The sequence below is a fragment of the Pseudomonas sp. C9-3 genome, assembly GCF_032392015.1.
Classification (GTDB): domain Bacteria; phylum Pseudomonadota; class Gammaproteobacteria; order Pseudomonadales; family Pseudomonadaceae; genus Pseudomonas; species Pseudomonas nitroreducens.
Window position 1 is genome coordinate 130,171 of sequence record NZ_CP135919.1, and the last position, 12,727, is coordinate 142,897.

A 12,727-nucleotide genomic window follows, 5' to 3' on the forward strand; every position below is an offset into this window, starting at 1 on the left:
TTGCAGGGTATCCCCAGAGAGACCTCCATGCCCTTGCGCCGATTCTGCCTGTGCTGCCTTCTGCTGCTCGTTGCGCTGTGCGCCCAGGCTCGAGCAGCAAGCCTGGCGCTGTCCGATGAGGAGCGTGCCTTCGTCACGGCCCACGAGCCGATCCGTGTCGGCCTGTTCCGCGCCGGCTGGCCGCCGTTCGAGGTGATCGACGAGTTCGACCAGTTCCATGGCATCAGCGCCGATTACCTGCAGCTGATCTCCGAGCGCCTGGGCATGAAGGTCCAGCCGGTGCTCTACAACACCTGGGAAGAGGTGCTGGCCGCGGTGAAGGCAGGCGAGGTGGACCTGTTGCCGTCCATGGCGGCCACCGACGAGCGCCAGCGCTTCCTGAGCTTTACCCAGCCCTACGTCACCACCAGCAGCCTGATCTTCGCCCGGCGCGACAGCACCATCCGCACGCTGGACGACCTGTCAGGCCGCCGGGTCGCGGTGGAGCAGGGCTATGCCGTCCATGAGCTGCTGGCCAAGGCGGTGCCGGGGATCGACTTCGTGCTGGCGGAAGACTCGCCCAGCGCGCTCAAGGCCGTCTCCATCGGGCGTGCCGATGCCTATGTGGGCAACCTCATCACCTCGACCTTCCTGATCGAACAGCTCGGCCTGTCCAACATGGAAGTACGCGGCGATAGCGGGCTGGGCAACAGCCAGGTGCGCTTCGCCACGCGCAAGGAGCTGGAGCCGCTGGTGCCGCTGCTGGACCGCGCACTGAACAACATCACCCGCAATGAGCAGGAGGCGATCCAGGCGCGCTGGTTGCCGTCGCTGGACGTCTTCGACTGGATGCACCTGCTGCAGATCGCCTGGCCCTGGGTTGTGGGCGTGCTGGCGCTGCTGACCTTCGTGCTGGTGTGGAACCGCCGGCTGTCGATCCAGGTGGCCGAGCGTGCGCGCGCCGAAGCAGAGGAGCGGCGCCAGCGCAGCACTCTGCTGGCGTTGATCAACTCGATTCCCGATCCGATCTGGTTCAAGGACACCCAGGGCCGCTACCTCGGCGTCAACCAGGCCTTTGCCGACTGCCTGGGGAGGCCGCCGGAGGACATCGTCGGGCGCAGCGACCAGCAGATGTTCAGCCGCGCGGCCGGGGCCGGCCGGCAGGAGCGCGACCGCCAGGCGCTCAACGAGAGTGAGCCCTATGCCAGCGAAGGCTGGGTGGTCTATCCCGATGGTCGGCGGGTGCTTTTCGATACCCTGCGCAGCGCCTTCCATGACGACCACGGCCGGCTGCTCGGCCTGGTCGGCGTCAGCCGCGACGTCACCGCGCGCAAGTCCACCGAGCTGGCGCTGGCCGAGGCCCGTGACCTGGCGGAAGAGGCGGCGCAGCTCAAGAGCGACTTCCTGGCCAACATGAGCCATGAGATCCGCACTCCGCTGAACATCATCATCGGCCTGGCGCACCTGCTCCAGGAGACCACCCTGGACCCGCAACAGGTGGATTACCTGGGCAAGATCCAGGGCTCGGGCCAGTACCTGCTGGAGCTGATCAGCGACATCCTCGACCTGTCGCGCGTGGAGGCGGGCAAGCTGGAGTTCGAACACATCCCCTTCGACCTGGAGCGTCTGCTCGGCGAGCTGTTCGACCTGTTCAACATCCGCGCCGCCAGCAAGGGCCTGGCGGTGCACTGCGAGATCGACCCGCGGGTGCCCGCCCAGGTGGTGGGGGATTCGTTGCGCCTGCGGCAGATCCTGATGAACTACGGCAACAACGCGCTGAAGTTCACCGAGCAGGGCGAGGTCGTGCTGATCGTCCGCCTGGAGGACGAGGACGAAGACAGCCTGCAGCTCTACTTTGCCTTCCGCGATACCGGCATCGGCATCTCCGAGCCGCAGCAGGAGCGCCTGTTCGAATCCTTCCAGCAGGCGGACAGCTCCATCACCCGCCGTTACGGCGGCTCCGGCCTGGGCCTGGCGATCTGCAGGAAATTGGCGGAGGCGATGGGCGGTAGCGTCGGCGTGGAGAGCGAGCCGAACCGTGGCAGCCTGTTCTGGTGCCGGCTGCCCATGGGGCGGGTCGACGACTCGGTCAGCCTGAGCCTGCAGAACATCAGGCACGAACCGCTGCCGGTGCCCATGCTGCCGACCGCGGCGGCGGCGCCTGCGCTGCTGGAGAGCGGCAACGACGCCGAGGTCGAACAGGTCTGCCGGCGCCTGGCGCACCTGCTGGCCGCCGACGACCCGCGCGCAGGGAGGTTGCTCGGCGAACGTGCAAGCCTGCTGCGCAGCGTCTTCAATGAGGGCTATGAGGGCATCGCCACGAGCGTGCGGCGCTTCGAGTTCGAGCGGGCCCTGGAGAGTCTGGTGAATCTCGCGAGGGAGCGCGATATCCGTATATGAAGTGGCAGATATGGAAATGCGGGACAGGAACACGCGGACAGGGCGGTGGTCCGATCCCCCATGGCATGTCACGAATCTGACCGATGCGAGGAGTTGCGATGGATAGCATGCTGGACCGGCCGGAGCAGGAGATGATCCTGGTGGTGGATGATCAGCCGGACAATCTGATGCTCATGAGCGAACTGCTGATGGACCGCTACCAGGTGCGCGTTGCCGCCAGCGGGCCGAAGGCGCTGCGCCTGATGCAGAGCGATCCGCGCCCGGACCTGGTGTTGCTCGACATCATGATGCCGGAGATGGACGGCTACGAAGTCTGCCGCCAGCTCAAGGCCGACCCGCTGACCCGCGACATCCCGGTGATCTTCCTTACCGGCATGGTCAGCCCCGCCGACGAGCAGAAGGGCCTGGACCTGGGCGCGGTGGACTACCTGACCAAGCCGATCAGCCCGCCGGTGACCCTGGCGCGCATTCGCGCGCACCTGAACCTGAAAGCCAATTCCGATTTCCTGCGTGACAAGAGCGAGTACCTGGAACTTGAGGTGCGTCGCCGCGCCCGCGAACTGCAGGCGATCCAGGACGCCACCCTGGAGGCGATGGCGACCCTCTGCGACCTGCGCGACAACCCGCACAGCAACCACCTGGTACGCATCGAGCACTACATGCGCCTGCTGGGCAGCGCGTTGTCCCTGCACAGCGAGTTCGCCGCCGAGCTGTCGGTGGAGAACATCGAGTTGCTGGTGCGCTCGGCGCAGCTGCACGACATCGGCAAGGTCGCCGTGCCTGATCGTATTCTGCACAGCCCCGGCCAGTTGGAAGAGGCCGACCGGTTGATTCTCGAAAGCCACACGACCGTTGGTCGAGATGCCCTGGCGGCGGCCGAGCGCAAGCTGGGCTCCCCGGCGGATTTCCTGCGTTTCGCCAAGGAAATCGCCTACAGCCACCACGAGCACTGGGATGGCAGCGGCTTCCCGGCGGGCCTGGCTGGCGAGCAGATTCCCCTGGGCGCGCGGATGCTCTCGCTGATCGATTGCTATGACGAATTCACTTGCCGCCATGCCTATCACGCCTCGCTGACCCCGGACGAAGCGGCCGAGCGCATCAAGGCCGGCGCCGGCAGCCAGTTCGACCCGCGCGTGGCGGAGGCTTTCGGCGAAGTCGCCGAAGGCTTCGCCAACATCGCCCAGCGCTACGCCGACAGTGACAAAGCGCGAGGGCTGGAACTGCAGCGCCTGGAAGATGCCGTGACCGAAAGTATCGAGCTGACGCCGCCTGAACCCTGATCGCACTGGGCGGTTGTCGATGATTGCCGTATAAGGAGCGCAGCGCCCCAGAGAGGTACGCCAGGAAGCCCGATGAAGACCCCGAAACGCCTAGAGCCGTTGATCGAAGACGGCCTGATCGACGAAGTATTGCGGCCGCTGATGAGCGGCAAGGAAGCAGCGGTCTATGTAGTGCGCTGCGGTGAAGAGCTGCGCTGCGCCAAGGTCTACAAGGAAGCCAACAAGCGCAGCTTCCGCCAGGCCGCCGAGTACCAGGAAGGCCGCAAGGTGCGCAACAGCCGCCAGGCGCGCGCCATGGCCAAGGGCACCAAGTACGGCCGCAAGGAGCAGGAAGACGCTTGGCAGAACGCCGAGGTGGCTGCGCTGTTCCGCCTGGCCAACGCCGGAGTACGGGTGCCCAAGCCCTACGACTTCCTTGACGGCGTACTGCTGATGGAGATGGTTGCCGACGAAGACGGTGACGCCGCGCCGCGCCTGAACGACGTGGTGATGGAGCCGGAGCTGGCCCGCGACTTCCACGAATTCCTCATCCGCCAGATCGTCATGATGCTCTGCGCGGGCCTGGTGCACGGCGACCTGTCGGAATTCAACGTACTGGTCGGCCCGGATGGCCCGGTGATCATCGACCTGCCGCAAGCCGTCGACGCCGCCGGCAACAACCATGCCTTCCGCATGCTGGAGCGCGACGTCGGCAACATGGCTGCCTACTTCGGCCGCTTCGCCCCGGAGCTCAGGTACACGCACTACGCCAAGGAAATGTGGGCGCTCTACGAGGACGGCAAGTTGCTGCCGGATACCGAGTTGACCGGGCATTTCGACGACCCGGAAGACGAGGCGGATGTGGACTCCGTACTGCGGGAAATCGCCGACGCCATGCGCGAGCAGGAACGTCGCGAAGCTGGCCGCGCTGCCCAGGATTCCCCGCAGAAGAACGACGAGCCACCGCCTCCGCCTTGGGAGCAGGCCTGATGCAACCGCCCGGCGAGAGGGAGCTTCTCGCGCTGATCGCCGGGCAACCTGAACGCATGCACTTGCTGCGCGTCGTGCGGGATCACGGCCCCGCGGGCGCCTGGATTGCGGCGGGCTTCGTGCGCAATGCCGTGTGGGACGCCTTGCATGGCTATGGCGAACCCACGCCGTTGAGCGATATCGATGTGCTGTATTTCTCTGCCGACTGCCTGCAGCCCGAAGAGGATTACGCCTGGGAGCGTCGTCTGCTGGGCGCCTGCCCGGATGTTCCCTGGTCTGTGCGTAACCAGGCGCGGATGCATCTGCGCAACGGCGACTCGCCCTACCGCGATTGCGGCGATGCCATGTGCCATTGGCCAGAGGTCTGCACCGCTGTGGCCGTTCGGCTGAGCGGCGAATCCCTGCAATTGCTGGCGCCGCTGGGCATCGACGACATCTGGGAACTGCGCGTCAGGCCCACCGAGCACTTCCGCGGCAAGCCGGACATCTACCGCGCACGCCTCGCCGCCAAGAACTGGCCGGCGCGCTGGCCGAAACTACGTATCGAACCCTTGTAGGAGCGAGCTTGCTCGCAAACCCGCCTATCGCCTATTGGCCCGGTGAATCTGTTCGCGAGCAAGCTCGCTCCTACACAAGGCGTGTCGGAAAACTGTAAGGCCGCAACTGTATCCATACATTTCGGGCGTGGGCTGGTAATTTTCCTTTATCCCACCCCGAGCGCTCTGCCATGCCCCTTCGCCACGTCCTCCTCGCCTTGCTGGTCACCTTGATCTGGGGCGTCAACTTCGTCGTGATCAAGGTCGGCCTGCATGACTTCCCGCCTCTGCTGTTCTGCGCCCTGCGCTTCGCCCTGGCGGCGCTGCCGCTGATCTTCCTGCGCGGTCCGCTGCCGGCACCGTTCTGGCGCATCGTGCAGATCGGTGTGCTGCTGGGCGTGGTCAAGTTCGGCCTGCTGTTCGTCGGCATGCATATCGGCATGCCGGCGGGCCTGTCGTCGCTGGTGCTGCAGAGCCAGGTGTTCTTCACCGTGCTGATCGCCGCTGCCTTCCTCGGCGAGCGTCCCAGTGCGCGCGCTCTGATCGGCCTGGCGCTGGCCGCCGGCGGCCTGCTGCTGATTGGCCTGGAGCGTCCCATGGGCGACAGCCTGGTGGCCTTCCTGCTGGTGATCGCCGCCGCACTTGCCTGGGCCTTCTCCAACATCGCCACCAAGCGCTCCGGCGCCAGCGACATGCTGCGCCTGATCAGTTGGGTGAGCCTGATCCCGCCGCTGCCCCTGCTGGTGCTGTCGTGGATCTTCGAAGGCCCCGAGGCCATCGAGCACGCCGTCGTGAACATCAACTGGACCGGCGCTGGTGCGCTGCTCTACATCGCCTTTCTCGCCACTACCGTCGGCTTCGGCCTGTGGAGCTTCCTGCTGCGCCGCTACCCGGCCAGCCAGGTCACGCCCTTCGCGCTGGCCGTGCCGGTGTCCGGGCTGTTGTCGGGCTGGCTGTTCCTGGGGGAAGACCTCACCACCCAGGACTGGATGGCCTGCGTGCTGGTCTTCATCGGCCTCGCCGTGACGGTGCTGCCGGCGTCGATCTGGCGCCGCCGGGCGGTGGCAAACGCGTAGCAGGGCGTCAGACCGCCTCGCCGAGGCGGTCCACCACCCACTGATTGATGCTCTGGTTGCTCAATTCAGCCTTGATCGCTACCTGCGCGTGCAGTTGTGGGTCCAGGCGCAGGCTGAGCTTGCCGGAGAACGGCCGCTGTGGTTCGCGGCTGAGTTTTTCGCAGGTCGCCAGATAGTCATCTATCGCTTCTTCGAACGCTACGCGCAACTCGCTGACCGATTCACCATGGAATCCGATCACGTCGCGGATCCCGGCAACATGGCCAATGAACAGCCCGTCATCGTCGCTGTATTCGATGCGGGCCGCGTAGCCTTGATACTTCATGGGAGTCATGGGTGAATTCCTGCCTGTTCGAGCAAGGTGCGTGTATCACGGACCTGGTAGGGCTTGGCTTCCTTGGCCGGATGCGGGCGATGGAACGTGGCGACTATGCCGTTCAGTTCGAAACGCACCCGTGAGCCATTGCCCTCGATCATCTGGGCGCCGAGTGCAATCAGCAGAGACTCGATGCTCTGCCATTCCAGTGATGCCGGGACGGGGAGGGAGTAGATCAGCTCCAGTGTCCTGCGTTGCCGGGCATTCATCCCGTGCTCCGTTAATTGGTATCAGATTATGCTACCAATGGGTGTCGTGAGCTAGATGTCGGACAGATCGCCAAGCGTCGCCTGAATAGTCCTCAGTGGCAGCAATTCCCCGACTCCAGGTCCTTGAGGATCGGGCAGTCCGGGCGATGGTCGCCCTGGCAGTGGTCGCTCAGCTCCTGCAACGTATCGCGCAGGCTGCTCAGCTCGGCGATCTTGCGGTTCAGCGCATCGATGTGCCGGGCGGCCAGGGCCTTCACGTCAGCGCTGGCGCGCTGGCGGTCCTGCCAGAGGGCGAGCAGTTGGCCGACCTCCTCCAGGGAGAAGCCAAAGTCCCGCGAGCGGCGGATGAAGGCCAGGGTGTGCAGGTCCTGCTCGCTGTAGTGCCGGTAGCCGCTGGCGCTGCGGCCGGCGGGGGCGAGCAGGCCGGTGGATTCGTAGTAGCGGATCATCTTCGCGGTCAGGCCGCTCTTCTTCGCCGCTTCGCCGATGTTCATGCCGAACTCTCCTGAACGAGCGCCCCCGCTTCTAGCGCGAGGGCGCGTGTCTTATTGGTGATCCTGTGGTTTCCAGCGCTTGAGCAGCAGAGCGTTGCTCACCACGCTGACGCTGGAGGCGGCCATCGCCGCGCCGGCGACCACGGGGTTGAGCAGGCCGAAGGCGGCCAGCGGGATGCCTACCAGGTTGTAGATGAACGCCCAGAACAGGTTCTGGCGGATCTTCGCGTAGGTGCGCCGGGAGATATCCAGCGCCGCCGGGACTAGGCGCGGGTCGCCGCGCATCAGGGTGATGCCGGCGGCATGCATGGCCACGTCGGTGCCGCCGCCCATGGCGATGCCAACGTCCGCCGCGGCCAGTGCCGGGGCGTCGTTGATGCCGTCGCCGACCATCGCCACGACTTTCCCTTCCTTGCGCAGCGCGCCGACCACGGCAGCCTTGTCGCCGGGCAGTACTTCGGCGTGCACATCGTCCAGGCCCAGGGCATCGGCCACGACCTTGGCGCTGCCACGGTTGTCGCCGGTGATCAGGTGGCTGTCGATACCGCGTTCGCGCAGGGCGTCGATGGCGGTTTTCGCGCCTTCCTTGAGGCTGTCGCCGAAGGCGAACAGAGCAATCACGCGGGCCTGCGGCTCGCGCTCGATCAGCCAGGACAAGGTGCGGCCCTCTGCCTCCCATTGCGCGGCGGAGTCGGCCAGCGCGCCGGGTGGCAACTGCGCTTCGTCGAGCATCCGCCGGTTGCCCAGGGCGAGCAGGCGGTCTCCCACTCGGCCCTGGATGCCGCGCCCGGTGAGCGCCTGGGTAGCCTCGGCAGCAGCGGGATTGAGTCCACGCTCGGCACACTCATCCAGCACGGCCTTGGCCAGCGGATGCTCGCTGCCGCGTTGCAGGGCGCCCGCGAGGGCCAGGGCTTCGGCTTCGTCGCCTGGCGCCGCGAGATTGGTGATGCGCGGCTGACCGGAGGTGAGAGTGCCGGTCTTGTCGAAGGCCACGGCAGTCACCGCGTGGGCGACCTCCAGGGCCTCGGCATCCTTGATCAGGATGCCGTGCTTGGCCGCCACGCCGGTGCCGGCCATGATCGCGGTCGGTGTGGCAAGGCCGAGGGCACAGGGGCAGGCGATGACCAGCACGGCCACGGCGTTGATCAATGCGTGTTCCCAGCCGGCGCCGGCGATCAGCCAGCCGACCAGGGTGACCAGCGCAATGCCGATCACCACCGGGACGAAGACGTTGCTGACCTTGTCCACCAGCTTCTGGATCGGCGCCTTGGCGGCCTGCGCGTCCTCCACCAGGCGGATGATCCGCGCCAGCACGGTTTCGCCGCCCAGCGCAGTGGTCTTCACGCGCAACACGCCTTCGCCGTTGATGGCGCCGCCGGTGACCGGGTCGCCGATGTCCTTGGGCACCGGCAGGCTCTCGCCGGTGATCAAGGCTTCATCCGCATGGCTCTGGCCGGCGAGGACTTCGCCGTCCACCGGGAAGCGCTCACCGGGGCGTACCAGCACTTCGTCGCCCAGGCGCAGCTCGGCGATGGCGACGTCTTCTTCCATGCCGTCACGCACTCGGGTCGCGCGTTCGGGGCGCAGGGCTTCCAGCGCCCGGATAGCGGCGGCGGTCTGGCGCTTGGCGCGGCTTTCCAGGTACTTGCCGAGCAGGATCAGGGTGATCACCACGGCGCTGGCTTCGAAGTACAGGTGCGGCATCTGCCCCGGGGCGGCGGCGTACCAGATGTACAGGCTCAGGCCGTAGCCGGCGCTGGTGCCGAGGGCGACCAGCAGGTCCATGTTGCCGCTGCGGGCGCGCACGGCCTTGTAGGCCGAGACATAGAAGCGCGCGCCAATGAGGAACTGCACGGGTGTGGCGAGGAGGAATTGCGCCCAGGCGGGGAGCATCCAGTGCTGGCCGAACCAGTCGCCCACCATCGGCAGCACCAGCGGCAGCGACAGCAGGATGGCGGCGGCCAGCCACCAGCGCTCGCGCGCCAGGCGGGCCACGGCCGGGTCCACAGCGGGCTGGTCGGGTTCGATCGGGCGGGCCTTGTAGCCGGCCTTGTCGACGGCGGTGATCAGCGTGGCGGCATCCACGGCGCCGAGCAGTTCGACGTGGGCGCGTTCGCTGGCCAGGTTGACGCTGGCCGAGCGCACGCCAGGAACCTTGTTCAACGCGCGTTCGACGCGGCCGATGCAACTGGCGCAGGTCATGCCTTCGATAGCCAGTTCCAGGCTGTGGGACGGCACCCGATAACCGGCCTGCTCGACCGCGGCGACCAGTGCCGGCAGTGTTGCGTCGCTGGAGGGCGCGGCCAACTGGACGCGGGCCTGTTCGCTGGCGAGATTGACGCTGGCTTCCTGCACGCCGGGCACTTTGCGCAGGGCGCGCTCGACCCGACCGGCGCAGCTGGCGCAGGTCATCCCGGAGACGGGCAGGTCGAGTTCGATGGGGTTGGCGCTGCTCATGGGGCTTTCTCCCTGAAGTTCCCCGATAGCATCAACCTTGACACGAGGGCAAGGTCAACCCTCGTTCGCTGTCATCTTGCCGCAGGTCAAATCCGCGGCCGCGCTCCAACTGCCCCTTTATCAACTGCCGCTGGAGACCGGCATCAGGTAAAGGCCACTTTCGCTGTTGGCGATGCGGAACTTGCGCACTTCGCCGGCATGCAGCTGGACAGACTGTGCGCGCAGCGGCTGGATGCCGCTGCGGCAGAGGCCGGAGTTGGCTGTCTGCAGGCGCAGGGAGACTTCGCCCGGTGGCAGGTTGAGGGCGATTTCGCCTTCAGGCTGCAGGCGCGAGACCTTTTCGTCCTGCACGTAGAGGTCAATGTCGCAGGCGGTGCCGGTATCCAGCCGTTCACGGCTGACGATCAGCACGGCATAGGCCACCGGCTGGGCGTCGGGTATCGGCCAGGAGCCCGGGGTGCTCGGTGGCGGAGCCGAGGGTGCTGCGGGCGCGGCGGGTGTGGTGGGTTCGCCGGGCATGCCATCGGCACAGGCAAGCCAGGGCAGGGCAGCGACGAAAGCGGTTGCGAGCAGAAGGGAACGGCGCATGGGCGTTCTCCGATGTGTCAGCTTTTTCCGCAGCTTGGCTTAGAGCCTGACGTAGGACAAGTGCAAGACGACGTCGACGAGAGAGGCTTGACCTTGCCACCGTGGCAAGGTCGAGACTGCATCCAGTGCTTCAATTCATCAGAGGAGACATTCCATGCATACCTTCACTGTCAAAGGCATGAGCTGTGGTCACTGCGTCAGGGCTATCACCCAGGCGGTGCAGGCGCTGGACGCTGCGGCGGACGTGCAGGTCGACCTGGGCGCCGGCGAGGTCCGCGTAGCCAGCCGCCTGGATGAACCGGCGATCCTCGCGGCGATCCGCGAGGAAGGCTACGAGGCCGAGGCCGCCTGACGTTTCATCCCTTCCGGGCCGGCGCCCTGCCGGCCCTCAGACCTTGGCGGGGTGCCAGTCGCGCACCAGGCCGCGGAACACGGCATCGAACAATTGCCGGGTTTCCTGCACCGGATCGAACAGCTCCGGGTCGCGTAGCCAGTCGCTGAGCAGGCCGAAGATCATCGCGTGCACCGCGCGCGAGGCAATCTTGGGCGTGACGCCCGGCATCAGGCGGTCGCGGCAATCGTTGCGGCTGAACAGCTGGTCGCAGAGCTCAATGAACTGCCGGACGAAATGATTGTGGCGCTCTTCCGCATCGCGCAGTTCGTCGGTGAACTCGCAGCGTTGCAGGAGGATGGTGAGGATGCGCCGACGCTGCTCGTCGCGGGCGAGGTTCTCGACGACCTCCACGCTGAGCTGGAACAGCGACTCGATCGGGTCGTGGCCATCGCAACCGGACAGCCGCTGGGCGAGCTGCTCCGGTGGCAGGCGAACCTGATTGAGCATGTCGTTGAACAGGTGCGCCTTGTTCTGGAAATGCCAGTACACCGCCCCGCGGGTGACTCCGGCGGCGCGAGCGATCTCTTCCAGGCTGGTATTGGAGACGCCTTTCTCGAAAAAAAGGCCCTCAGCCGAGTCAAGAATCGTCTGGCGTGTACGTTCCGAATCTTCTTTAGTTCTTCTCATGGCGCTTGTTGGTATACAGGCTAGGATCACTGAGTGACGGGCAGTTTACTGATTTTATAGCGCGAACAGTGCTTTACAGACACTGGCGTAGGTAAACGTCGTGCAATCGTCGATCTTCTGAGTTCCGCCGTCAGTCAATTCCATGGAGAGGTTACATGCCGTTTGCCCGCCGTTTGCCCGTCGCGCTTGTTGTCGTTGGGTTGCCAGTCCTGTTCGCCAGCGGAGTACGGGCGGACGACAAGCCCGCAGCAGCGGCACCACCCCCTCCCGCGGTGACCATTGAAGTGGCGAAGAGCGCGCCGGTACCGCTGACGTTCGAGTATGCGGCGCGAACTGCCGGCTTCCGTGAAGTGGAAGTCCGTGCCCAGGTGAGCGGCATCCTCCAGCAGCGCACCTATGAAGAGGGCCGTCCGGTGAAGCAGGGCCAGGTGCTGTTCCGCATCGACCCGCGCCCCTACCAGGCCGCGCTTGGCCAGGCCAAGGGTTCGCTGGCGCAGACCCAGGCGCGCTATCGCCAGACCGAGCGTGACCTCAAGCGGATTCGTGAACTCCAGGCCAAAGGCTTCGCCAGCGAAAGTGAACTGGATCGCTACACCTCCGATTTCGAACAGGCCAAGGCCGACGTGGAGGCCGCCCGGGCCAACGTCCAGGCCAAGCAGATCGACCTCAACTACACCACGGTGACCGCGCCGATCTCCGGCATGGCGAGCAAGGAGGTGCGTTCCGAGGGCAGCCTGGTGGCGGCCAACGATCCGAACTCCAGCCTGCTGACCAAGCTCACGCAACTTGACCCGGTCTACGTCAATTTCGCCTATCCCGATACCCAGGCGACGCTCATGAAGGACGGGGTCAAGAGCGGGAAGTACATCCTGCCCAAGGGCGGAAAGCTCACCGCCGAGCTGCAATTCGGCGATGGCACGAAGTATCCGTTGGACGGGGTCGTCGATTTCACGGACAGCTTCGTCAATACCGGCACCGGTACGGTAAACGCCCGGGCTGTCGTCCCCAATCCGCAGAACCAGCTCATTCCGGGGCAGTTCGTGCGGATCAGCATTACCGGCATTACCCAGAGCAACGCCGTCACTCTGCCGGAGCGTGCCCTCGCCCAGGGACCACGCGGCACCTTCGTCTATGTGGTGGACAAGGATGGCTTCGCCCGTGTGCGCCAGGTGACCACCAGCAAGACCGTGAACGGCCGCTGGATCATCGATGCCGGGGTGGATGACGGCGACCATGTGATCGTCGAGGGCATTCCGAAGGTGCGCCCGGACCAGCCGGTCAAGGCCAGCGAAGCGCCGCCGCAGCAGCCTGCGGCGCAACCCGCCCAGACCCAGTCTTAAGG

At 65.9% G+C, this 12,727-nt stretch carries 13 protein-coding genes; 7 read left to right on the forward strand and 6 right to left on the reverse strand.

Annotated features, from left to right (window positions below):
• Positions 1-27 precede the first annotated feature (27 nt).
• The 5 genes from RS899_RS00625 (at position 28) to RS899_RS00645 (ending at position 6,240) form a co-directional block, all read left to right on the forward strand.
• A complete protein-coding gene (locus RS899_RS00625; protein ID WP_315808838.1) occupies positions 28-2,379 on the forward strand; it encodes an ATP-binding protein in 2,352 nt (783 codons plus the stop codon).
• A gap of 98 nt (positions 2,380-2,477) precedes the next feature.
• Positions 2,478-3,659: a two-component system response regulator gene (locus RS899_RS00630; RefSeq protein ID WP_315808839.1), complete on the forward strand. Its 1,182-nt coding sequence runs from the start codon at positions 2,478-2,480 to the stop codon at positions 3,657-3,659.
• Between the two features lie 72 nt (positions 3,660-3,731).
• A complete protein-coding gene (locus RS899_RS00635; RefSeq protein ID WP_054908379.1) occupies positions 3,732-4,628 on the forward strand; it encodes a PA4780 family RIO1-like protein kinase in 897 nt (298 codons plus the stop codon).
• Complete coding sequence (locus tag RS899_RS00640; protein ID WP_315808840.1) at positions 4,628-5,185, forward strand: nucleotidyltransferase family protein; 558 nt, start codon at positions 4,628-4,630, stop codon at positions 5,183-5,185. The genes RS899_RS00635 and RS899_RS00640 overlap by 1 nt, the downstream gene beginning before the upstream one ends.
• A 170-nt stretch (positions 5,186-5,355) precedes the next feature.
• Complete coding sequence (locus RS899_RS00645) at positions 5,356-6,240, forward strand: EamA family transporter (RefSeq protein ID WP_315808841.1); 885 nt, start codon at positions 5,356-5,358, stop codon at positions 6,238-6,240.
• A 7-nt stretch (positions 6,241-6,247) separates the two neighbouring features.
• Here RS899_RS00645 and RS899_RS00650 read toward each other — a convergent pair whose 3' ends face one another.
• The 5 genes from RS899_RS00650 to RS899_RS00670 form a co-directional block, all read right to left on the reverse strand.
• On the reverse strand, positions 6,248-6,574 hold the full coding sequence (locus tag RS899_RS00650) for a type II toxin-antitoxin system HicB family antitoxin (protein WP_315808842.1): 327 nt from the start codon (positions 6,572-6,574) through the stop codon (positions 6,248-6,250).
• The gene (locus RS899_RS00655; RefSeq protein WP_315808843.1) at positions 6,571-6,825 is read right to left on the reverse strand and encodes a type II toxin-antitoxin system HicA family toxin; all 255 of its coding nucleotides are present in this window, start codon (positions 6,823-6,825) and stop codon (positions 6,571-6,573) included. Before RS899_RS00655 ends, RS899_RS00650 begins: the two co-directional genes overlap by 4 nt.
• A gap of 92 nt (positions 6,826-6,917) precedes the next feature.
• The gene (gene cueR, locus RS899_RS00660) at positions 6,918-7,319 is read right to left on the reverse strand and encodes a Cu(I)-responsive transcriptional regulator (protein ID WP_054908384.1); all 402 of its coding nucleotides are present in this window, start codon (positions 7,317-7,319) and stop codon (positions 6,918-6,920) included.
• 51 nt (positions 7,320-7,370) lie between these two features.
• Entirely contained in the window at positions 7,371-9,776 is a 2,406-nt protein-coding gene (locus RS899_RS00665) for a heavy metal translocating P-type ATPase (protein WP_315808844.1), read from the reverse strand.
• A 120-nt stretch (positions 9,777-9,896) separates the two neighbouring features.
• Positions 9,897-10,364: a hypothetical protein gene (locus RS899_RS00670; protein ID WP_315808845.1), complete on the reverse strand. Its 468-nt coding sequence runs from the start codon at positions 10,362-10,364 to the stop codon at positions 9,897-9,899.
• Between the two features lie 154 nt (positions 10,365-10,518).
• On the opposite strand from RS899_RS00670, the gene RS899_RS00675 reads away from it, so the two are divergent.
• Positions 10,519-10,716: a heavy-metal-associated domain-containing protein gene (locus RS899_RS00675; RefSeq protein ID WP_045217143.1), complete on the forward strand. Its 198-nt coding sequence runs from the start codon at positions 10,519-10,521 to the stop codon at positions 10,714-10,716.
• A 36-nt stretch (positions 10,717-10,752) separates the two neighbouring features.
• On the opposite strand, the gene RS899_RS00680 is transcribed toward RS899_RS00675, so the two are convergent.
• On the reverse strand, positions 10,753-11,385 hold the full coding sequence (locus tag RS899_RS00680; RefSeq protein WP_054908388.1) for a TetR family transcriptional regulator: 633 nt from the start codon (positions 11,383-11,385) through the stop codon (positions 10,753-10,755).
• Between the two features lie 155 nt (positions 11,386-11,540).
• On the opposite strand from RS899_RS00680, the gene RS899_RS00685 reads away from it, so the two are divergent.
• Complete coding sequence (locus RS899_RS00685; protein ID WP_054908389.1) at positions 11,541-12,725, forward strand: efflux RND transporter periplasmic adaptor subunit; 1,185 nt, start codon at positions 11,541-11,543, stop codon at positions 12,723-12,725.
• Positions 12,726-12,727 lie beyond the last annotated feature (2 nt).

Excerpts from the sequence above, each read along its gene's own strand:
- RS899_RS00625 (WP_315808838.1), top strand. The coding sequence starts at position 28 with ATGCCCTTGCGCCGATTCTGCCTGTGCTGCCTTCTGCTGCTCGTTGCG.
- RS899_RS00630 (WP_315808839.1), top strand. The coding sequence starts at position 2,478 with ATGGATAGCATGCTGGACCGGCCGGAGCAGGAGATGATCCTGGTGGTG.
- RS899_RS00635 (WP_054908379.1), top strand. The coding sequence starts at position 3,732 with ATGAAGACCCCGAAACGCCTAGAGCCGTTGATCGAAGACGGCCTGATC.
- RS899_RS00640 (WP_315808840.1), top strand. The coding sequence starts at position 4,628 with ATGCAACCGCCCGGCGAGAGGGAGCTTCTCGCGCTGATCGCCGGGCAA.
- RS899_RS00645 (WP_315808841.1), top strand. The coding sequence starts at position 5,356 with ATGCCCCTTCGCCACGTCCTCCTCGCCTTGCTGGTCACCTTGATCTGG.
- RS899_RS00650 (WP_315808842.1), bottom strand. The coding sequence starts at position 6,574 with ATGACTCCCATGAAGTATCAAGGCTACGCGGCCCGCATCGAATACAGC.
- RS899_RS00655 (WP_315808843.1), bottom strand. The coding sequence starts at position 6,825 with ATGAATGCCCGGCAACGCAGGACACTGGAGCTGATCTACTCCCTCCCC.
- cueR (WP_054908384.1), bottom strand. The coding sequence starts at position 7,319 with ATGAACATCGGCGAAGCGGCGAAGAAGAGCGGCCTGACCGCGAAGATG.
- RS899_RS00665 (WP_315808844.1), bottom strand. The coding sequence starts at position 9,776 with ATGAGCAGCGCCAACCCCATCGAACTCGACCTGCCCGTCTCCGGGATG.
- RS899_RS00670 (WP_315808845.1), bottom strand. The coding sequence starts at position 10,364 with ATGCGCCGTTCCCTTCTGCTCGCAACCGCTTTCGTCGCTGCCCTGCCC.
- RS899_RS00675 (WP_045217143.1), top strand. The coding sequence starts at position 10,519 with ATGCATACCTTCACTGTCAAAGGCATGAGCTGTGGTCACTGCGTCAGG.
- RS899_RS00680 (WP_054908388.1), bottom strand. The coding sequence starts at position 11,385 with ATGAGAAGAACTAAAGAAGATTCGGAACGTACACGCCAGACGATTCTT.
- RS899_RS00685 (WP_054908389.1), top strand. The coding sequence starts at position 11,541 with ATGCCGTTTGCCCGCCGTTTGCCCGTCGCGCTTGTTGTCGTTGGGTTG.